Origin of the sequence: Undibacterium sp. Di26W, assembly GCF_049340265.1 — a bacterium.
Taxonomy (GTDB): Bacteria; Pseudomonadota; Gammaproteobacteria; order Burkholderiales; family Burkholderiaceae_D; genus Undibacterium.
The window spans coordinates 159,442-180,481 of record NZ_JBMPOR010000008.1; the positions used below are offsets into that span (position 1 = coordinate 159,442).

Below are 21,040 nucleotides of genomic sequence, written 5' to 3' on the forward strand. Positions count from 1 at the left end.
CAAGGTACATGCCAAATAAAAAATTTTTTTTACATTTTTTTACAAAAGTTTGCAAATTCGGCTTATGATTTATCAAACGGCGCATGATTGCGCTAACAATGAATATTGCCGTAGATAAACGAAGATGAGATACAGAAATAAGCAATTTGATACCAATAAGGGCGTTAATGAGTAATTCCAGCCCTTTGTTCCGCCCCGAAGTCACCGCCGCATTAGGTAGTCAATGGATGGGTTCTATCCGCTTGGCGCAACCTGCCTCGGCAGGTCTGATTGCTATCGTGGCAATGCTGATTGCCGCAGCATTGGTCGCCTACATCACTTTTGGCAGCATTACCAAAAAAGCCCGCGTCACTGGCATTACTGTCCCTGTAGGTGGTCAGTTGAGCGTCGCCGCGCCCAATGCTGGTATCTTGCTGAATACCCATGTCAAAGAAGGCGAACTGGTCAAGGCTGGACAAGTCTTGTTCACCATCAGCACTGAAAGACAAAACAGCCAGGGCGAAATTACCGCCCTTGTGGCCCAGCAATTAGCCACCCGTGCAGATAGTCTGGCAGCAGAACAAAGACTGCGCCAAATCCAGTATCAAGAAAAGAAACTGGCATTGAGCCAAAGGCTAGCAAACCTGGAGCAGGAATACAGCCAACTTGAACAAGAACTGACCTTGTCACTACGTCGCCAACAATTGGCCCAGCAAAGCGTCAGCAAGTTTGAAACCTTGCAAGGGAGCGGCTATGTCTCCGCCGCCCAGACCCAGCAAAAGCAGGAAGACTTGATCGACATCAGCACCCGCATGAGCACCTTGCAACGTAACAAGACCCAGTTACAGGCGAATAAAATTGCCCTGCAAGACGAACTTAATACCCTGGCAAACACCCTGGCAACAGACCTGACCCAAATCGACAGAGCCAAAGCCAGCCTGAAGCAAGAAGTTGCAGAAAACGCCAACCGCCAGTCCAGCCAGATTACGGCTCCACAGGCGGGGACAGTGACTGCACTGACCAATCAAAATGGACAGGCCATTAATGCAGGTCAGGTATTGGCGAGCTTGATACCGTCCGATACCAAAGAGGGGGCGGATAAATCAAAAGCGGACCAAACCGCTGGCCTGTTAGAAGTGCATTTGTATGTACCCAGCCGCACTGCTGGCTTCATCCAACCTGGGCAGCAAGTATTGATTCGTTATGCTGCTTTCCCCTACCAGAAGTTTGGCTTGCATACCGCAACAGTGACCGATGTCAGCCGTACCCCATTTGCACCGTCAGAGTTACCACCCCATCTGGCAAGCACGATTTTGAGCAATGCCCAGCAGGCGATCAATGGGTTTAACAGCAATGAAGCACTGTATCGGATCAGGGTCAGGCTGGATGAGCAAAGCATACAAGCCTACGGACAGGCACAAGCCATCAAACCAGGCATGACGCTGGAAGCAGATGTATTACAGGACAGCAGAAAGATTTGGGAATGGGTGCTGGAGCCAGTATTGGCGATGACGCAACATGCCTGAATGCAAAGTAAGCAGAGAATTTCAGATTCGAGTGCTGAGTCTGTCGGGAAAACCCAACAGACTCAGTTCGAAAAAACCGTTCAAAGTGGTCTAGACCTTGAACGGAGCAGTAAAGCCATACCATTAGGTATGGTTCTCTTTAACTATACGAAGGATACACAAAATGTACGTAATTACAAATGAAGCATTGTTAAATGACGTTAGTGGTGGACTCGACGACGATCCGCCTCCAGCGGATTCGGGGTCCATAACAACAACGACAAAGTCCACAAATGAAATCTGTGTTGGGTTTGTCGCACCAGCTGCAACTATTGCAGCAGATTTTGGAGTTGGGTTGGGAATAGGTCTTGCCACCAAGAATATAGTTCTTGGCGCATTGGCAAGTGCAGCCTATAGCCAAACTAACGCGTCTACTAATGCTGGAGCTTCATTTGCTAATGCAGTATGCACAACTTCCGATACAACGATAAACTTGAACGCGAGCTATTACGATAATGGTTCTAGTTGTACAAATTCATTTGTTGGCTCACTGGGCAGCGGTACTTTTTATTCCGATATGATGCCCGTAAAGGATAAGTAAAAGTAGGAATAATTGGGAGCGGTTCAGAATACTACTGGCCGCTCCTTTTTTTCGTCACGCGAAAATTTCGGCTCAGATCCAAAATATATGAATATAAATACAGGTAATGCGAGACTATTTCGGACACTATTTTCGTTGTTTTTTCTCATTATTTTTTTAGGACAAGTAACTACGGCGAGTGCCGCAGTCATTTATAAAATTCATGGGAAAAATGGTGGTGGCTATCTAGTTGGCGCAATGCATATAGGTACAGAAAATCTATATCCTTTAGACCCCAAGTTAGAAGAAAAATTAAAAACTTCACGAATCTTAGCAACAGAGGGAGCAATTGGCCGAGATACAGAATGGGGTCATTCATTAGCGAAACTATTGAAATTATCAGCCAACGAACACATTGAAGATTTCGTTTCACCTGCTTATTTTGAAAAAGCTAAATCGATTTTAAAAAACAAAGGAACTTATCCTGCACAAGTCATTGACCAATTTTCTCGTTACTACCCATTTCCAACTTACCAATTAATTGGCGATATCGTTCCCACAGATAACCGCCTATATTTACCTGGTACTGAAATGTATCTTGGTGCCATTGCTGATCGTAATAACATTAAAAAAATGATCCTTGAGGACCCAGCAGATTTCGTCAATGCCGTAAAAAGCTTTACGTTACCCGAGATGGACATATTGATGCAGTCAGTAATAACGTTGTTTGAAAACAGGACGCTTAGAGATAAAAATTTTTCTCATAGCCAAAAACTCGCTGAACTGACAAAGCAAGGTGATTTTGCTAACGTAAAAAAAATTGACGAAGAGTTTATGATTCAAAATTTGTCTTGGACTCCTGAAATATTTAATAAACTGACAAATCAGCGCAACATTGGAATGTCGAAAAGAATTATCGAATTAATGAAACAAGATGCGCCGGTATTTTTTGTTGTTGGCGGATCTCATATTCCAGGGCCAGAAGGGATAGTAAATTTACTTCGATTAGCGGGCTATACAGTCACTGAGGAATAACCCATGCGTTGGAAAATTTCAAAATTCAAGCAGCCAATATTATGTGGGCTTTTAAGTTTTTCGGTCGGCCTTTTTGGGGGCATACTAAAAGGGAAGGTAACGTCTTTTGACATTACAGTCATCTTGAAGATATTCGGCTATTATTTTCTACTAGGTTTCGCGGTTGCTTGGTGTCTCTCGCTGTTTAAAAGAGATGGCGATTAATACTATTTTTTAACTGATTTTAAAACATATGCACATCTGGTGATGTGAATAAAAAAGTATTCCTACAATTCACGTCGAACAAATGAACTTAAAACTCCAAATCGAATCCAGCGAATGCGGCCTGGCCTGCCTCGCCATGGTTGCCAGTCACTTTGGCTATCATACTGACCTCGCTGATCTGCGTCGTCAATTCTCCATCAGCCTCAAAGGTGCGACACTGGCGCAACTGATGCGTCATGCGTCGGCCATGCATTTAAGTAGCCGCCCTTTGCGTCTGGAACTGGACGAACTCGATCAACTGGCCGTACCCTGCATCCTGCACTGGAACCTGAATCACTTCGTGGTACTGAAAGCGGTGCGCAAAGACTGGCGCGGTAAGCATACGCTGATTTTGCTTGACCCCGCTGTGGGTGAACGTCGCGTCTCTGTTGAAGAAGCATCCAAACATTTTACTGGTGTCGCCCTTGAGCTGGCACCCAGCCCTGCCTTTCAACCCAAGGAAGAAAAGAAGCAGGTTGCCCTGCGTGAATTGACTGGTCACATCGTTGGCCTGCGTCCGGCTATTGTCAAAGTCATCGCCCTGGCCCTGGCCTTGGAAATCTTTGCGATTTGCGCACCTTTGTTCAATCAATTTGTTGTGGATGAAGTCATCGTCAGTGGTGACAAAGAACTATTAACCGTATTGGTTTTTGGTTTTATCTTATTGATGATTACGCAGAATGCCATCGGTCTGGCGCGTAGCTGGTTCCTGATGCGTTGGAGTATGGATATCAGTCTGCAATGGTCTTCGCGAGTATTAGCGCATTTAGTACGTCTGCCTGTTTCATATTTCGAAAAACGGCATCTGGGTGACATACTGTCTCGATTTGGAGCTATCGGAGCCATACAAGGAACTTTAAGCAGTATATTCATCGAGAGTGCGCTTGACGGCTTGATGGCCATGCTTGCACTGATCATGATGCTGGTATACAGCATGAAGTTGAGCGCGCTGGTGGTGGGCGCTGTGGCCTTGTACGCTGGCTTGCGCTGGGCCTTTTACCAACCGTTTCGTGAAGCATCGAAAGAAAGACTGGTCCTGTCCTCCAAAGAAAGCAGTCACTTTCTGGAAACCATGCGGGCGGTCACGCCGTTAAAACTGTTTGGTCGTGAAACTGAACGCCTGTCGCGTTGGCAGAATTTGAAGATGGATGTACAGAACCGCGATATCAAGACGCAAAAATTGTCCATCATCTTCAAGGTCAGCAATACCCTGATCTTTGGTGTGCAAGGTCTGGCCCTGTTTTATATTGGTGCTGGTCAGGTCATGCAAAACACGCTGACTGTCGGCATGTTGATGGCATTCTCCAGTTATGCAGGTACGTTCACTGGCCGCATTTCCAGCCTGATTGATGTCTTTATCAGTTACCGCATGTTGAGTCTGCATAGCGAAAGGCTGGCTGATATTGTGCTGGAAGAAGCGGAACCAGAAACAGCAATGGAAACGGACATCTCGCGCATCCATCCTGAGATTACGCTCAAGAACATCAAATTCCGTTATGCAGAAGGCGAACCCTGGGTCTTGAAGGACGTGAATCTAACCATACCGGCAGGACAAAGCATTGCCCTGGTTGGCCCCAGTGGCTGTGGCAAGACGACCTTGTGCAAGATTATCCTTGGTTTGTTAAAGCCAACTGAAGGCGAAGTGCTCATTGATAACATTCCCATCACGCAACTGGGTGTCAAGACTTACCGCCAGCTGGTAGGGACAGTGATGCAGGACGATGTTTTACTGGCTGGTTCCATCATGGATAACATCAGTTTCTTTGATAGCCACATCAACCAGGAACGTGTCGAAGAAAGTGCCATGCAGGCAGCTATCCATCAGGAAATCAGTGCCATGCCTATGGGCTTTCAAACGTTGGTGGGGGATATGGGCAGCAGTCTGTCTGGCGGACAAAAGCAGCGTGTCTTGCTGGCCCGTGCTTTGTACAAGCAACCCAAGGTATTGGCACTGGATGAAGCGACCAGTCATCTGGATGTGAATAATGAACACAAGGTCAATCAGGCTTTAAGTCAATTGAAACTTACCCGTATCATGGTGGCGCACAGGCCAGAAACCATCAATGCGGCGGAACGTGTGGTGTCTATACAAGACGGCACCGTTGTGGAAGTGCGGGCAGCGGTGGCCAAGGCCGTGCTTGAGGATGTGACTGGGTTGAAACTTGCCTAAAAATTGGTCTACCCCATAGGGAATAGTAAATTTACTTCGATTAGGCTATACAGTCACCGAGGAATAACACATGCGTTGGAAAATTTCAAAATTCAAGCAACCAATATTATGTGGTTTTATGAGTTTTTTGGTCGGCCTTTTAGGGGGAGTGCGAAAAGGGGAGGTAACGTCTTTTGACATTACAGTCATCTTGGAGATATTCGGCTATTATTTTCTATTGGGCTTCGCGGTTGCGTGGATTTACTCCCTGTTTAAAAGAGATGTAGATTAGTACTAATCTTCAACCGATCTTACAGTACCGGAATTACGGGCAGCTGTGGAACTTGATCAGGTGGTTGGGTCGAAGTTGGTGTGAATCCATTCCCAAATACAATGATGCAGAATCCTTGGAATTTCGAATTTGGGTTCGCATCCTGAACGCAATTTATGCAAGCAAAAAAATATTACATTTTAGATGCTGATAACAAAACGCCTAAGCCTGTCAATATATTGGATTGGACGTATTGGATGCTAAAAGCAAAAAGAGTTGTCGCAAAATACGATCACGACGATGTTTTAGTGTCAACCATTTTTACCGGCAAACTGGAACTCTCAAAACAGGGTACGCCCTACTTTTTTGAGACTTTGATTTTTACCGATACAGAAACCGGAACAGCGCAACGCTACTCAACATGGCAAGACGCTGAAAACGGACACCGGGATATCGTTCGCTCCATCAGAGTCAATACGAAGGCGAACAATTTACGTAAAAAAAGGCATGTTTAAAACCTGCTTGCATCATTTTGTGGGGAAGCAAGTAAACACCGCCGTGAGCAGACCACAGAATTTTTGAATATTAAACTGACTATTTTTATAATTGACTCACTTCTTGCCAGATATAATATTTTGTCATTCGCCCAGCGAATGTATGCGTATAAAAATCTAAGAACGTGTTCACGATCTTAGATAAATAAGGTAATCCCCGAGCAGAACCAGAAGCTTACCTAATTTATGACAGTTTTAAAGCTACACAAATTAACCTAATTTGTGAGCTAAATCTTCAGCACGGAGGTGGGTATATCGCTTTAACATTGAAAGTGACTTATGCCCGCTAATACTTGCGACCTCCATCATATCTAGGCCTTTTTCAAATAATCTGGTTGTAGCTTCATGGCGCAGATCGTGAAATCGCAGGTTGTCAAGAAAATCCTTTTCTGGCAATTGGCTCACCTTTTTACAATCTTCCAAATACTTTGCCTTACCCAGCACGCATGCACGCTGAAAGGTGCGAATCAAGCGATCTTGGGATATATTGAAAATTTGACCTTCCTCAATCGGTCGGGGTAGTGCAATGAAGATTGCCAAAGCTGCTTTTGATAGGGGCACTTTGCGAGAATCACCGTTCTTTGTGTCTGCCAGAAAAACAATCCTTCGATTGAAATCGACGTTGTCCCATGTCAGTCCAAGAATTTCACTCTGACGCATGGCTGTATGTATTGCTAGTTCAGCAATGGGACGTGTAATAGGTTGGCTTGTAATATCTAGGGCATCTAACAAGTAACTCTCTTCCTTGCCGTGTAACCGCCTGTCTCGCTGTTGTGATCCACTGGGAAGCCGGATGTTCTTGACGGGATTGATAAGGCTCTCCATGCCCCAGTCTTTGCGTGCGACCTCGAAGAAATGGGACAGTAGGGCTAATTCCAGCCGAATTGTATTCTCTGCTTTACCTGTTGCGCGGCGCTCATCACGAAATTTTGCTAGATCGCTACTTTTGATTGTTGATAGATAACGTACACTTAATGGATGAGATTGCCATTTCTTTAATCTCGTCAGTTCCTGGTTGGCCCCTTTCTTTTGTGGTGTAATTTCCCGTGCATAGCGTTCCAATCCCTCAGCTAGGGTCGTGCTTTCCGCCTCAACCCGGGAAACAAAGATGCCTCGATCAATTTCTGACTCAACTTGGCGCGCCCAGATTTCCGCATCTGATTTTGACAAGAAAGTTTTAGATTGCGGTGCATAGCCTTGGCGACGAACTTTTGCTTGCCATTGAAAGTCCCCCCGTTTGGTAAATGTAGCCAAATTTAATCCCTATTTCTTATATGTGTATAATACGTGTCGAAGACAGTGTCCCAAATTTGTCCCAAATATTCAAGAAGTTTAATCTCGTCCCCTAGAATTCGACGATATACGGCTGGACTCATAATCCGTTGGTACCGTGTTCGACTCACGGGAGGCCCACCAAATACCATGACTGATATCAAGTCCCCAGCTATACCTGTCCCCGAGCAAACTACACCAGACGTGAAGTTTGCTGATTTCGGCCTGTCGCCGGAAATCTTGCGTGCCCTGACTGATCAGGGTTATGTCCATCCCACACCCATACAAGAACAGGCAATTCCAGTTGTTCTGCAAGGGCGTGATGTCATGGGTGCGGCACAAACCGGCACTGGCAAGACCGCTGGCTTTTCCTTGCCCATCATCCAGTTGCTGTTGGCACATGCGAGTACCAGTGCTTCACCGGCACGCCATCCCGTGCGCGCGCTGATACTGACACCTACCCGTGAGCTGGCTGATCAGGTGGCTGACAATGTGAAAGCCTATTCACGTCACACGCCGCTGCGTTCTACCGTGGTGTTTGGCGGCATGGACATGGCACCGCAAGTTGCGGCCCTGCGTTCCGGCGTCGAAATCGTGATCGCTACCCCAGGGCGTTTGCTAGATCATGTACAGCAAAAAACCATCAACCTGTCGCAGACCCAGATTCTGGTCATGGATGAGGCTGATCGTATGCTGGACATGGGCTTTTTGCCTGACCTGCAACGCATCATCAATCTGCTGCCTAAACAACGCCAGAACCTGATGTTCTCTGCCACCTTCTCGCAAGAAATCAAGAAACTCGCAGCCAGCTTTTTGACCAATCCGCTGACCATAGAAGTGGCGCGCAGCAATGCCACGGCTGACAATGTCACGCAGATTCTGTACAAGGTATCCACCGAAGAAAAACGCGATGCTGTCTCCTTCATCATCCGTGAGCGCGGTTTGAAACAGGTGATCGTCTTTTCCAATACCAAGATAGGTGCGTCGCGCCTGGCCGTTCATCTGGTCAAGCAGGGCGTCAAGGCATCGGCGATTCATGGTGACAAGTCACAGCAAGAACGCATGGCTGCACTGGAAGCATTCAAGCAGGGTGAAGTCGAAGTGCTGGTGGCGACTGATGTGGCTGCGCGTGGACTGGATATCGCAGAGCTGCCGTGCGTCATCAATTTTGATTTGCCGTATAACGCCGAAGATTATGTACATCGTATAGGCCGTACTGGTCGTGCCGGTGCCAAAGGGGATGCGATTTCCCTGCACACCGATCAGGATGAGCGTCTGCTGATCGATATCGAAAAAATGATCAAGCAAAAGATCGTGCGCCTGAACCTGGCAGGTTTTGTTGCTACCTCCGTGCATAAGGCAGAACACCGTGCACCGCGTGAACGTGCTGACCGGGGTAGCGAAAGAACTGCTGATCGTACCAATGAACGTACTGAACGCACGGAACGGCCTGATCGTGCCGACAGAAGCGAACGGCCAACGCGCAGTTTTCAGCCTCCAAGAGAAAAAATTGATCCCTGGTTCCTGAAACCTTACGAACCTAGCGTATCTGCCGCCACGCCATTGACATCTGCAACCGATAGCAAGGCTGGCACAAGCGCCAAGCCACAAAGAAAAGCAGCTTTGCTGGGTGGCTTTTCCAAGAGTTAAGGCTTAAGGGTTAAGACTCAGCGCCAGCCTGCAACCATGCGGCTGACTTGACAGGGAAATGGCTGCATGACGCATCAGGCGTTGGCAGCCAGACTTTCCCAGGCCAGGTTGGCAGCACATAAATCTTCTATTGCCGTTCCCACCGATTTAAACACACTGATGTCTGCTGTTTGCGTCCGTCCGGGATGACGGCCTGCGCATAGCTCGGCCAGTTCAGCAACGATGGCTGATCTGACCAGGCTGCCATTCGCCAGGGTTTGCGTCAGGTCCCCCGCCTCTGCCAGTGCACCTGCATACGTATCCACGTAGACAATGGCCTTGCGCATCAGGGCATCGTCCACTTCGCGCATATCGGGCCGGAATCCACCAACCAGATCCAGATGGGTACCTGCCCGCACATGCTCACCCAGCACGATAGGGGTCTTGCTGGTGGTTGCACAACTGATGATGTCTGCCTGGGCGCAGGCGGCAACCAGATCGGTGACCACTTCAATATCCACAGATGCAGGCAGTTCGGCATGTTCACGCAGCGTCCTCGCGGCCTGTGCAGATTTGTCACCTGATCGCCCCCAGATGCTGATATGCCTGATGGGTCGTGTGTGACAATGGGCAACCGCAATATGAGGTGCCAGGCTGCCATTGCCGACCAGCAGCAGGCGCTGGCTATCAGTTCTTGAGGCAAATGACGACGCCAGTGCCGAAGCCGCAGCAGTGCGGCGTAAAGTCAGTTCTTCACCGTCCATCAGAGCCAGCGGCGCACCGGTTTGCGTATCAAATAAAACAAAAATCGCATGCACCGAAGGCAGGTCGGTATTGTGCGGGGCAACCGTCACTAGCTTGACCCCCAGGTGCCCATGGTTTTGCCAGACCGGCATCAGCAAGAGGCTGGAACTGTCTGCTTCCGACAGGGTATGCGCATGTCGCTTGGGGGCGATCATGTCTTCGGTGAATGCCAGGCACAAGGCAGGAATCAGCCTCGCATATGGCAACGCGCTACGAACTTGTTGTTGGCTGAAATGGGGGATCATTGTCGTCTATCAGATGAGCCAGCAGTAAGTGACGGGGTAACTGGTCCTTGCCTGTTCTGGCTGACATTGCCCGTGTCCACCAAAGGCAGGCGTAGGTAACTGCCGTCAAGCAGTTGCAGTTGAATTGGCATGCCTGCATCGGCTATGCTTTCGTCGCTGACATCCTTGCCACTGCCATAATTGATTTGCAGATCGGGCTGCCTTGGGATGCCTATGCTGATGATGATCCTGCTGCCTGCCTGCGCCTGTCTGCTGGTAATGCGCTCTGCCGTGAAATCGATGACCTGTCGTTTGCCGGGCTGCAGCAATTGGCGTTGACTGCGGTTTTTTGCATAGCTGGCGCGACGCATGAAGGATGCCAGTTCAAAATAATCACCATTTGGCATTTGCTCGTAGACAGTCACCAGCAGATCGACATCTTTTTTGTTGACGATCAATTCCAGGTGCCCTGCAAACAAGCCGCTGATTTCAGTCGCTTTCTGCAAAGGGGCAGACAGGAATAATAGCGCGTTCGGTGGCGTGAGTGTCTTGCTGACTCTTGGGGGATTGTCCTGATAGCTGGCGATGTCATCCCGCTTTGCCATATCGACGCTCAGCAGCATGGGGATTTTTTTAGTGGCTTTCTTTTGTATAGAAGGCTTTGGCAACAACTGGCAGTGGGTGTTTGCCGCAAGCTGGTCGCAGCCCAGATAATAGTCTGTTTGCCCTTGCTGCATGTCTGCCAGTGTATGTACATGCTTCCAGATATTTGCGCCCATGACCTGGTAATTGATCCTGTCCTTCAGTAGGGCTGGTTTGGCTGACCCTTTAAATTGATGATCAAACCATTGCAGGCGCAAGGCTTGCAAATCCAGCCGGGCCACTTCATCGACGGCATAACCGGATTCATTCATCGCCACCCCACCCTGCATGGCGAAGTGATTGTAAGGACCAATCAGCAGAGTATGGTCTGCTTTAGGCAAGTAGCGTGTATGTTCCTGAAAATAGTACAAGGCACCCACTTGCGCGCCATCAAAATAGCCGGTGGTCGTCAGGATGGGAATGTGTATTTGTGAAAATTCCTGGCGATACGGGATCATGGATTGCCAATAACTGTCATAGGCAGGATGTTGCAACCAGCGCCTGTGGATGGGATTGGCGACACCATCAATGCCATCCAGCCCACGATAGGCAAGACCGCGCTGATACCAGTTGTGATTCAGTTTTTGCCAGCGTTGCGTATCCGCGTAGGCGGCTTCATCCAGCGAGCGCTTGTTGGTGACGTAAGGTATCCAGGGATACATGAAGTTCATGAACACATTGCCTTCCATCGGTACGTCAATACCAGGTGCGGTGCTGGCAGATGTCGCCATGGCTTTCAGGGCAGCGGGTAATTTTTTTGCTGCAGCCCATTGGGTAAATGCGCTGTAACTGCCACCAAACATGCCGACCCGTCCATCACTCCATGCCTGCTTGCTGATCCAGTCTATGACAGTGCGGGCGTCATCACCATCATGTTCAAACGGTCGTACAGCATCGGTGCTGCTTCCTTTGCCACGTGTATAACTGACCATGCCGGCATAATCATGTACAGCCATTTTTTTTGCATCAGCATAACTCCATTCATCGTTGGCATAGATAGTAAAACCGAGCAAGGTAGTCAGTTTCTTTACGCTGCCATCCATGGCTTTGGGGCGTATCAGCAGACTGCTGATCTGTGCGCCATCTGCGGTGGGGATCAGCAGGGTTTGTTTTTCATAGCGACGAAGTTCTTCATCTGCCAGCAATTGAGGCAGGTAAGAGGTAAGACGCGCATACACTTGCCAGGCCAGGTATTGGCGACACAGGCTCAGCGCATCCTTGAGCGGGATGGCAGGCTGGTCTGCATGGCTGCTCCAATTGCGCTCGAAATCTGCCTGCAGACGTTGTGCCGACGTACCAAGCGCAAATTCGGCATCCATGGCTGCCAGGTTGTCCAGCCGCGTGAAGACTTGCCCGAATGCTTCTTTCAAAGCAGTTGCAAAATCAACGGGCTTGCGGGTTTGCAATTCGATGGCGCGTGCATATAACTCGTAAGCGATGTATAGGCTAGCGTTCTGTGCGGGTTGCGGGCCTGTTGGTTTCTGTCCGGCCTGCGCGCGTGCCGCCAGGATATTGCTCAGTGCGGCGCTGGGTTGGGCAGTCAATAACTGCAGGCGAAACAATTGATTGGCATCCCAGTCTTTGGCAGTCTCATGCGCCTGCAGGATTTTTGCCAGTGTCGCCATGCGGGTTTCCATGTCCGCAGTTTTGTCCTGGCTGGCTATGGGAATAAAGACTGCATCAGCTTGCGCGTAAGCGTGCTGAACCTGCACACCCAGGAATAAAATCAGCCATACTGGGACGATGGAAAGACGCATTCAGCACCTGTCGAAAAGTTAGCAAGAAAAATGATCCAACACCATTAGGTCAACATGCCCTAGTTTAACAAAAATAGTATTAATGCCATATAGTCAAATTTGTGCGCACGATTATTTGTTGGATGCTGTGTCGGCTTCCACATCCTTGCTTTCCACAGGTACTTCTTCAAACTGAGTCAGTTTCTTTAAAAAACGCTGCGTCTGTTTATAGTCTTCACCTGCCAATGAATCAGTCATCGCCTGGAAGCTCGCCGAGCGCTTCAGTCGCCCTGACAGCAGTTTTGAAATGCCTATCGCCACCGGGATGAATAGCACACTGACCATCAGGCTGGGGAAGATGAAGTTCTGGGTTTTTTGATACAAGTCCACACCAAACACGCCCTTGAACAGCACCAGCAAAAAGGGGATGAACCAGATAATTTGTCCCAGCAAGAATGCCCATTTGAACAAGTTTAGCCGCCGGGCTTTCAGTTCTGCCAGTTGTCTTTGCACGGTAGTGATGGGTTGAGAAAAATCCAGGTCTTGCAAGGCATGCCGCTGTCTGTGGTTGAGCAGGGGCAGGGCGATGGTCCATGCCAGTATGGCCAGCGCAGGCAGGGCAAATTTGATATCCATGATGTAATGCGACAGGAACCAGATCAGGTAAATGAACACCGGGGTGCCAGCAATGATTTCGTATTTGTCCGCCCAGCCCCATTTGCTGATTTCGCGCCTGTGCTGTTCCAGCACGGATAACCTTAGCATCTGCGTATTCAGCCTGACAGCCTGTTCCAGGCCCTGATCCCTGGCTTGCCATTCGGTTTTTAAAAGGTCGAGATTCATTTTAATTTCCTTCTGCAAAACGGGTTTGCAATTTTTGTTTGATACGGCTCATGCGGGTAGCGACATTGCTTGCTGTCAGACCCATGATGGCAGCAATTTCATCATTGCTGTAACCATCCATGAAGAGCAGGATAAGGGCGCGATTGAGTTCATCGAGTTCGCTGATGAGCTTATCCAGAGTGCGCATATTGTCGCTTTGCGCGCTGAAGAGCTGATCTGCTTCGGCAATGTCCAGGCCAAATTCTTCCAGCGGCAAGGTATCGCGCAATTGCCGGATTTCACTGCGGTAGTGCGAGATGGCGACATTCATGGCGATGCGGTACATCCAGGTAGAAAACAGGACGCGCTGGTCAAAGCTGCGAAATGAACGCCACAACTGCATCACCATATCCTGCACCAGATCGCGCCGGTCTTCTGCATGGCGGCAATAGCTATAGGCAATCTTGTACAACAGGCGCTTGTGCGCCGCCAGTTGCTGCAGGAAGAGTACTTCATCCATGTTGTGGGGCCCGGGTTAGTCGCTGGGCGCGTTTGCCATTCAACACTGCACCCAGCCAGGTGTATCTTACCAGCCAGTGATAGCTCAGCAGGGTCAGCAATAAGGTGCTGCACAGGACCACCATCAGCTTGAGCAGCCAGTGCCAATCGCTGCGTGACACGCATGCCTGGGCCGCCATGATCAGCGGCAGATGAATCAGGTAAATCCAGTATGATGCATCAGCAACATAGCGCAGCGCCGGACTGGCCTGGTTCATGTAGCGCAAGCCCAGACCTGTCAAACCAAAGCAGAAATGCCATGCGGCAGCGGCATACAGGAAGGCGTATAGCAACTTGTCTGCATCGTGGGGGGCTGGCATCAGTCGCGGCACCATACCCACAAGCAGCAGGCAATAACTGCTCAGGGCGAATGCCATCAGCAGATGCCAGGCCCAGCGTTTTTTCCATCTGTCAAAAACATCCTGGCAAGACTGTAGTAGCCAGCCGAAGCTGAAAGCCATGCCAAAACTGACCCAGGCAGCCAGACTTGGGTACAGTGATTGATCTGGTGTGGGCACGCCAAACCAGTTGGTCCAGTAGGGGATATAAAACAAAGCCAGGGCAACCGGCACGGCCAGCAAGAAGGGGGCAGCCCAGCCAGTCAGGCTAGCCGTGATCAGCTCGCCGACCTTGTCCAGTTGCTTACTCAGTTGCATATTCAAACGATTGGCCAGGCCGCTGGCCTGCGAGCTTGTCCACAGTGTCCACAGTGCCACGGACGGTATGTACAAAAGCAACAGCATATACAGAAACCACAGATGAGCCAGCGGGAAGTCGCCCGGCGTGAAACTGGGTATCGGTGGCGATTGCTTGGGCAAGTTGCCACCCAATCTTATCCGGGCCGCCAGCACCACTGCCGCAACGATGATGCCGAAGATCAATGGCCAACCAATAAGCAAGGGCAGGGCGATGCGCCGTGCCCTGTCCCTGATGAAACCGGACACACCTTTTTTCTGTAAGCCCATATGCGCGAAGAAACCGGCAAGCATGAAAAACAAAGGCATCCTGAAAACATGAATCATGAAAAACACTGGCCCCAGCAGTATGCTTTTTTCATGATCATTGACTACCCAGAAAAATCGTGCGCCGGGCAGGAAAGACATGCTGGCATGCAAGAGCACACCCAGCAACAGGGCAAATGCACGCAGGGCATCCAGCCCATGCAAGCGGTCTTCGCGCCTGCTAGCTAATGGGGCATTCAGTGTGTGTGAATCGGTGACAGAGCGCGTGACAGAGTGCGTGGCAGTGTGCATGACAGTTTCCAAAGTTGAAGTAAGCTCTGTGGCAATTCAATTACCCGCAGGACGTTGAAAACGAGAGGTGGCAATCACAGGATTGCTCTCTAGCTGGTCGATGATCATGCGCATGCGCTGGCTGGCACCCCTGCTGCCGATTTCTATGCGAAACGGTAGTTGCAGGCCATCTTGTTTGCGGTAGTCCATGCTGAAAATTTCCAGGTCGGTCATCTGCCCCATTATCCGTCGTCTTTGCAGGCGTTTTACTTCGAGAAAATTATCGGCATCCAGATAAATGCTGGATTCCCCCGTCCCCGGCACGCTGACTTTAATGACATGGACAGGCCGGCCATCGAGTTTTTCTTGCCCCTGATAGTGCAACGGGAAACCGAATTTTTGCGCCGCTACCAGGATGCCGTCAAAATAGGCTTCTTCGATCATGGCAGGCAGCTCATCCGCGCTGATGTCTACGGCTTGTTTGCCGCTGGAAAGGAAAGGGTCTATTTTCCAGGCATCCTTGCCATCATAACTACTGCTTTGCACCTGCCCTTGCAGAAAGACATCCCGGCGAAACAGATTGGGGCGTTTCGATTCTACCGTGGTCGGTATTTCAAACGGTGCCATACCGACGATGCGCAATTTGACACGTCTGGACTGTATTCTGGAAAAATCGCCGATCGCTGCATAGTGCTGTTGTAGGATATAGTCCAGGTTTGCTGGGACAGTATTGGCAGCTTGTCCGTAGGTATGGACGGCATGCAGGCAAAGAAGGGTGAAAAATAAAATACGGCATATAGCAGACATGACATCTCCCCGCCGCATTTGATAGTGATCAAATGCGTATCAAATAAGAAAATAAATGTTCAGCGGCTGACGTGATAACTGCAATCGCTGAACCCATATACTTTTATTCGCTAGTCGACAGAAAAATTCACAACTGCTTGAAAATATTTGTTTGATCTTTCAGGTCAAGCTCCCCTAATCTGCCAGCTTGGTTATAATCCTGCCATGCGTATTTCTCACCGATTCCGGCACTACACCATATGGCTTGCATGTTTTGCATTGCTGTTCAGTGGGCTGTTGCCATCCCTGGCAACGGCTATGGAGTCAAAACCTGTCGTTGCCGGACAGGTATCTGGCCTTGTGGAACTGTGCAGTGCCAGTGGTAAGAAGCTGCTGGATACGGCTACCGGTAAAATCGTCCAGCTTGCTGAAGGCAAAACTGGCCAGCCAAACGAACATTCTGTTAGTCACTGCGCGTTGTGTGTGCCGTTCAATGATCATTCCGTGTTCCTGCCAGCTTCTTTTCCTGAGCGTACTGACAGTCAACTCAGCGAATTTTTCCCGCCCCTGTTTTATCATGCACCTGTCACGCTTGCCGCCTGGACGCATGTGCAAGCCCGCGCCCCGCCGCAATCCACTTTTCATCGCTGATTTTCCTTGGCGCATGCCGATGGCATGTGCATAGCTTGTGTTTGTTAAAGTAATAATAATGCAATTTCACAGCCATGGGGCATGCTTTTTTTGAGCAAGTATGCAGGGCTGGATATTGCAGGAATTTTGGAATAATTGAAAAGGAATAAATACATGAAAAACTTCAACAAACTGCTAGTGTCAGCTGTTTTGTTTTCTGGTTTTTCCACCGCGGCGCAGGCGCAGGTAACGGTGAAAGAAGCCTGGGTGCGGGCAACGGTGCCCCAGCAAAAAGCCAGCGGGGCATTCATGCAGATCAGTTCTGTCAAAGATGTAAAATTGGTGGAAGTACGTTCACCAGTCGCCGGTATTGCCGAACTGCATAAAATGGAAATGAATGACAACATCATGAAAATGCGCTCGGTAGACAGCATGGATTTGCCCGCCGGAAAAACAGTGGAACTGAAACCAGGTGCATATCATGTCATGCTGCTGGATTTGAAATCCCAGATCAAGGATGGCGACATCGTGCCTTTGACGCTGGTGCTTGAAAACAAAGACAAGAAACGCGAAACCATAGAGGTCAAGGCAATAGCCAAGCCTTTGAACCAGGCTGTTCATCATTGATTGACGATTACCATGAGCCTGATGCGCCCTGGCAGTCTGGCATGCCTATGTATTTTATTGGCATCAGGCTATATCGTCAGTACATGCATTACCACACGAGTTGCCTGAGCAGGCAACACCTACAGATTTCAGGAGAACAGTATGAAAAAACAGATTTTCATTTTACTTGCAGCCTTGTGTGCCCAGGCTGCTTCTGCACACATTACTCTGGACCAGGCAAAAGCAGTTGCCGGCAGCTATCAAAAACTGACATTCAAGGTCGGGCATGGTTGTGATGGCAGCGCCACGCACACGCTGAAAATCATCTTGCCGGAAACCGTGAGCGGTGCCAAGCCCATGCCCAAAGCAGGCTGGAAAATTGATACGGTGATTGAAAATCTCAGCACACCTTATACCTCGCATGGCAAGACTATCAGCCGTGATGTACGTGAAATCAGCTGGACTGGTGGCCCTTTGCCTGATGCTTACTATGATGAATTTTCTATGCAGGTGAAATTGCCTGAGACTGCCGGTAAGCTGGCTTTCAAGGTGGTGCAATTATGTGAGAAGGGCAGGCTGGATTGGGTGGAAATCCCGACAGGTGACCAGGCTGCCAAGGGCTTGAAAACACCAGCACCGGTGTTGGAGATATTGGAAAAAACAGAAGCAACACATCAGCATTGATGCAATTGTGTTTTTAAATAAAAATCCCCCGCGCTTTGATGAAAGCACGGGGGATTTTTTTATTAACGGGAATCACACAAATTTATTCTACGGATTTCAAGAAATGCTGAAGCACTTGCATAAATGCCTGGGGCTGATCCAGCATAGGGAAATGGCGAGCATTCTCAATGGCTAAGACTTGCAATTTGGGCGCTCCTTGAAGTAGGGATTGATAGTAAGCGTTTTTTGCTTCGACGTTGATATTGCGGGCAGCAAAATCAGCTGCGTAATACGGTGATATTTCCAGTAGTGGCACCAGAACTTTGGACATGTCCTTGCGTAAATCCATGCTGACGATTTCACTGGCATAGCTTGCGGTAGCCACTGGATCACTCTTGCTGGTATGTCCGGCGATGCTTTGTGCAAGTTTTTCATCTACCACGCCGATAGCACGCATGTACTGCAATTGCTGGGCCGCAAAAATTTCTGGGGTTTGTGCGCTCATTTGTGCTTTAAAGCGGGCTGCCAGGACGGGCCGCTGGTCTGTCGGCGTGTTTTCTGTACCAGGGAAGACGGGCAAGCCATCTACCGCAATCACGCCACGTATGAGTTCGCTGTGTTGCTGGGCAAACCAGATCGCCAGCGTACCGCCCAGACTATGGCCGAGCAGTACTGGTTTATCGAGTTTTTGCTGTTGTACCAATTCAAGCAGGGATGCTTTAGCTTTTTCCATCAGTGGGCCTTCAGTGGCGGGCTGGCCATCAAATCCGGCAAGGGTGACTACATACAGGCGATGATTTTTTTCCAGTTGTTTGACAGTGTCATCCCACACCCAGGCACCACTGGCCAGGCCGGGTATCAAAATGATGGGCGTGCCCTGGTTGCCATGACGTTCTACATACATGCTGCCCACTTGAAAATGCTTATCAGCAGCGCGGGCCGGTAAGGTGGTGCCCAATAAACAGGTGATGCTGAAAGCGAATACTGTGATGAGGTTCTTGATGTGCATGATGGTCTCTTGATTTTTTCCGGAATGAATCCGGCTGGTTTGTAATAGTTGTTTAAATAGTTGCTTTACTGAGCCTGAAATATTTTTTCGATAGGTAGTTGAAACAGTTTGGCTATGCTGAAAGCCAATGGCAGGCTGGGATCATAACGTCCTGTTTCTATGGCATTCACCGTCTGGCGAGATACTTCCAGCAGGTCTGCCAACTGGGCCTGGCTCCATTCACGCTGGGTACGTAATTCCCTGACGATGTTCTTCATTGCGACCTCTCTTTCCACCTGCGCAGACAAGTGATCAGGCCCCAACTGCCCATCACCAGGGACCAGGTCACAAACATGCTGAGCTTGGGAAAGCCTGCGCTTTCCATGAAGCCATAACTGAGTGCGGAAGCAGCGGTCACTGCTGCTGCCATGCCCAGATTTTCCAGTGACCAGATGCGCAGATATTCATCCATGCGCTGAAATTGCCGGACTATGGTCCAGACAAGCAGCAAGGCGGGTAAGATGGGACTGGCAATCAGCAGGCTGCGCAGTGATCCTGCTGGCATCGGCCCGGCAAATAAATTGCTGCCGAACACGAATAGGCAATACATTGCCAGTGCCGCAAAAAGCTCACGGAAATAAAGGGCCCTGGCTTGTTTCTCACGCATCATCGTCTCCTTTTTTAAAAATAAGTAAAGTTTGCTTTACACCTCAGGCCAAAAAAAATAGCGCCAGGACTTTGCCTGCACGCTTTAGCTTCGGCATTTTTATTCAAGTGGTGTAAAGCATGCTTGTCATCATATATCAAAGAACAGGTATGTCAAGTACGCTTTACATGGATGGGGGATTTTTATTTGAATAGAGGAGGATGAAGGAGCGGCAGAAACTAAAAAGGCTTGCAGAAGAATAATTCTGCAAGCCTGATTTCCGATTCCTGATTTCATGTGGGCGAACAGCCCCGACATTTACAGGATGTTCAAAGTCACTTCGATATTGCCACGGGTGGCATTTGAATAAGGGCAGACTTCATGTGCCTTGTGGACCAGTGCTTCAGCTGCTGCACGGTCCAGGCCAGGCAGGTTGACATTCAGTGTCACGGCCAGGCCAAAACCGCCTTTGCCGTTCGGGCCTATGCCCACCAGGCCATTGACGGAAGTATCTGCTGGCAGCGCGGTTTTCTGGGCTGCTGCGACAAATTTCATGGCGCCAATGAAGCAGGCTGAATAGCCGGCAGCAAACATTTGTTCAGGATTGGTGCCTTCACCGCCTGCGCCACCCAATTCTTTCGGGGTCGTCAGTTTGACTTCCAGTTGATTGTCACTGGAAACGGCACGGCCATCACGACCACCAGTTGCTGTTGCATTTGCTGTGTAGAGTACTTGCATCGTCTTGCTCCTTGTTGGGCTTGGTTGATTGAGTGGCAGTTGTTGATGCCATGGGTGAACTATATCGCACAATTAAATTGTGCACAATTTAATTTCTCATTATTTTTTTCTATGAACATCATAGGAGTCATGCGCGTTTATTCAAGGACTTGTTACAAAATCAATATAAAGGCACATGTTGCAGGTATGTTGTGTCTGCAAGCGCTTCAGGGTTTGAGTAATTCCGTACGCAAGGCGTTCAGGTTGGTGCGCAAGTCGATCAGGGTGTCTTTGCTTTGGCCGCTGGCGCAGAGTATTTTATGCGGTATATCCATGGCGGCTTTCTTCAGTTCCCTGCCGGCAGCCGTCAGGGTGATCCTGACCTGACGCTCATCGGCTTCATCCCGATGGCGTTGCAACAGGCCATTTGTTTCCAGGCGCTTCAGCAAGGGGGTCAGGGTGCCTGAATCCAGGAACAGGGCATTGCCGATATCTTTTACCAGTACCTTGTCCTGCTCCCACAAGACCAGCATGACCAGATATTGCGGATAGGTAAGACCCAATTCATCCAGCAGGGGCTTATAGGCCTTGGTCAGTGCCAGGGATGAAGAATACAGGGCGAAGCAGAATTGGTTTTCCAGTGCCAGCATATTGATGGGGGGGGCAGCAGTTTTTTTCATCATGGCACTCTTGGTGGTAGGGCAGCTACAGAAAGTGCTGCAAAATATCTTCGTCGCTGGTCATGATAAACAGTTTCTTCAAGCTGTTG

Annotated in this window: 21 protein-coding genes; 9 read left to right on the forward strand and 12 right to left on the reverse strand. The window is 49.3% G+C overall.

What is annotated here, in order from left to right; all coding sequences use genetic code 11:
• Positions 1-167: 167 nt before the first annotated feature.
• From ACO0LM_RS12370 to ACO0LM_RS12390, 5 genes are all read left to right on the forward strand, one after another.
• On the forward strand, positions 168-1,505 hold the full coding sequence (locus ACO0LM_RS12370) for an HlyD family secretion protein (protein ID WP_423037468.1): 1,338 nt from the start codon (positions 168-170) through the stop codon (positions 1,503-1,505).
• Positions 1,506-1,668: 163 nt separating this feature from the next.
• Positions 1,669-2,085 (forward strand): hypothetical protein, encoded by a 417-nt coding sequence (locus tag ACO0LM_RS12375; protein WP_423037470.1) that lies wholly within the window; start codon positions 1,669-1,671, stop codon positions 2,083-2,085.
• Between the two features lie 87 nt (positions 2,086-2,172).
• A complete protein-coding gene (locus ACO0LM_RS12380; protein ID WP_423037472.1) occupies positions 2,173-3,099 on the forward strand; it encodes a TraB/GumN family protein in 927 nt (308 codons plus the stop codon).
• 286 nt (positions 3,100-3,385) lie between these two features.
• On the forward strand, positions 3,386-5,512 hold the full coding sequence (locus ACO0LM_RS12385) for a peptidase domain-containing ABC transporter (RefSeq protein ID WP_423037474.1): 2,127 nt from the start codon (positions 3,386-3,388) through the stop codon (positions 5,510-5,512).
• Positions 5,513-5,938: 426 nt separating this feature from the next.
• A complete protein-coding gene (locus ACO0LM_RS12390) occupies positions 5,939-6,277 on the forward strand; it encodes a hypothetical protein (RefSeq protein ID WP_423037476.1) in 339 nt (112 codons plus the stop codon).
• Between the two features lie 249 nt (positions 6,278-6,526).
• Here ACO0LM_RS12390 and ACO0LM_RS12395 read toward each other — a convergent pair whose 3' ends face one another.
• Positions 6,527-7,570 (reverse strand): site-specific integrase, encoded by a 1,044-nt coding sequence (locus ACO0LM_RS12395; RefSeq protein WP_423037478.1) that lies wholly within the window; start codon positions 7,568-7,570, stop codon positions 6,527-6,529.
• A 168-nt stretch (positions 7,571-7,738) separates the two neighbouring features.
• Here ACO0LM_RS12395 and ACO0LM_RS12400 point away from each other — a divergent pair, with 168 nt between their 5' ends.
• Positions 7,739-9,238 (forward strand): DEAD/DEAH box helicase, encoded by a 1,500-nt coding sequence (locus ACO0LM_RS12400; protein WP_423037480.1) that lies wholly within the window; start codon positions 7,739-7,741, stop codon positions 9,236-9,238.
• Positions 9,239-9,312: 74 nt separating this feature from the next.
• Here ACO0LM_RS12400 and ACO0LM_RS12405 read toward each other — a convergent pair whose 3' ends face one another.
• The 6 genes from ACO0LM_RS12405 to ACO0LM_RS12430 all read right to left on the reverse strand — a co-directional run bounded on the left by ACO0LM_RS12405 (position 9,313) and on the right by ACO0LM_RS12430 (position 16,042).
• Positions 9,313-10,266 (reverse strand): ornithine cyclodeaminase family protein, encoded by a 954-nt coding sequence (locus ACO0LM_RS12405; protein WP_423037482.1) that lies wholly within the window; start codon positions 10,264-10,266, stop codon positions 9,313-9,315.
• Positions 10,263-12,644: a CocE/NonD family hydrolase gene (locus tag ACO0LM_RS12410; protein ID WP_423037484.1), complete on the reverse strand. Its 2,382-nt coding sequence runs from the start codon at positions 12,642-12,644 to the stop codon at positions 10,263-10,265. Before ACO0LM_RS12410 ends, ACO0LM_RS12405 begins: the two co-directional genes overlap by 4 nt.
• 111 nt (positions 12,645-12,755) lie before the next feature.
• Positions 12,756-13,466, reverse strand: coding sequence for a hypothetical protein (locus ACO0LM_RS12415; RefSeq protein WP_423037486.1), 711 nt, complete (start codon positions 13,464-13,466; stop codon positions 12,756-12,758).
• A gap of 1 nt (position 13,467) precedes the next feature.
• The gene (locus ACO0LM_RS12420) at positions 13,468-13,965 is read right to left on the reverse strand and encodes an RNA polymerase sigma factor (RefSeq protein ID WP_423037488.1); all 498 of its coding nucleotides are present in this window, start codon (positions 13,963-13,965) and stop codon (positions 13,468-13,470) included.
• The gene (locus tag ACO0LM_RS12425; protein ID WP_423037490.1) at positions 13,958-15,256 is read right to left on the reverse strand and encodes an acyltransferase family protein; all 1,299 of its coding nucleotides are present in this window, start codon (positions 15,254-15,256) and stop codon (positions 13,958-13,960) included. Before ACO0LM_RS12425 ends, ACO0LM_RS12420 begins: the two co-directional genes overlap by 8 nt.
• Before the next feature lie 36 nt (positions 15,257-15,292).
• The gene (locus ACO0LM_RS12430; RefSeq protein WP_423037492.1) at positions 15,293-16,042 is read right to left on the reverse strand and encodes a hypothetical protein; all 750 of its coding nucleotides are present in this window, start codon (positions 16,040-16,042) and stop codon (positions 15,293-15,295) included.
• A gap of 204 nt (positions 16,043-16,246) precedes the next feature.
• Between ACO0LM_RS12430 and ACO0LM_RS12435 the strand changes: the two genes are divergently transcribed.
• The 3 genes from ACO0LM_RS12435 (at position 16,247) to ACO0LM_RS12445 (ending at position 17,941) form a co-directional block, all read left to right on the forward strand.
• On the forward strand, positions 16,247-16,672 hold the full coding sequence (locus tag ACO0LM_RS12435) for a DUF2946 domain-containing protein (protein WP_423037494.1): 426 nt from the start codon (positions 16,247-16,249) through the stop codon (positions 16,670-16,672).
• A 153-nt stretch (positions 16,673-16,825) separates the two neighbouring features.
• A complete protein-coding gene (locus ACO0LM_RS12440) occupies positions 16,826-17,278 on the forward strand; it encodes a copper chaperone PCu(A)C (RefSeq protein ID WP_423037496.1) in 453 nt (150 codons plus the stop codon).
• A gap of 141 nt (positions 17,279-17,419) precedes the next feature.
• Positions 17,420-17,941 carry a YcnI family protein gene (locus ACO0LM_RS12445; protein WP_423037498.1) on the forward strand — a complete coding sequence of 174 codons (522 nt, stop codon included), beginning with the start codon at positions 17,420-17,422 and terminating at the stop codon, positions 17,939-17,941.
• An 82-nt stretch (positions 17,942-18,023) separates the two neighbouring features.
• On the opposite strand, the gene ACO0LM_RS12450 is transcribed toward ACO0LM_RS12445, so the two are convergent.
• The 5 genes from ACO0LM_RS12450 to ACO0LM_RS12470 all read right to left on the reverse strand — a co-directional run bounded on the left by ACO0LM_RS12450 (position 18,024) and on the right by ACO0LM_RS12470 (position 20,954).
• A complete protein-coding gene (locus tag ACO0LM_RS12450; protein ID WP_423037500.1) occupies positions 18,024-18,929 on the reverse strand; it encodes an alpha/beta fold hydrolase in 906 nt (301 codons plus the stop codon).
• A 65-nt stretch (positions 18,930-18,994) separates the two neighbouring features.
• Entirely contained in the window at positions 18,995-19,186 is a 192-nt protein-coding gene (locus ACO0LM_RS12455) for a helix-turn-helix transcriptional regulator (protein WP_423037502.1), read from the reverse strand.
• Entirely contained in the window at positions 19,183-19,578 is a 396-nt protein-coding gene (locus ACO0LM_RS12460; protein ID WP_423037504.1) for a hypothetical protein, read from the reverse strand. Before ACO0LM_RS12460 ends, ACO0LM_RS12455 begins: the two co-directional genes overlap by 4 nt.
• A 294-nt stretch (positions 19,579-19,872) precedes the next feature.
• A complete protein-coding gene (locus ACO0LM_RS12465) occupies positions 19,873-20,292 on the reverse strand; it encodes an organic hydroperoxide resistance protein (protein ID WP_423037506.1) in 420 nt (139 codons plus the stop codon).
• 206 nt (positions 20,293-20,498) lie between these two features.
• The gene (locus ACO0LM_RS12470) at positions 20,499-20,954 is read right to left on the reverse strand and encodes a MarR family winged helix-turn-helix transcriptional regulator (protein ID WP_423037508.1); all 456 of its coding nucleotides are present in this window, start codon (positions 20,952-20,954) and stop codon (positions 20,499-20,501) included.
• Positions 20,955-21,040 lie beyond the last annotated feature (86 nt).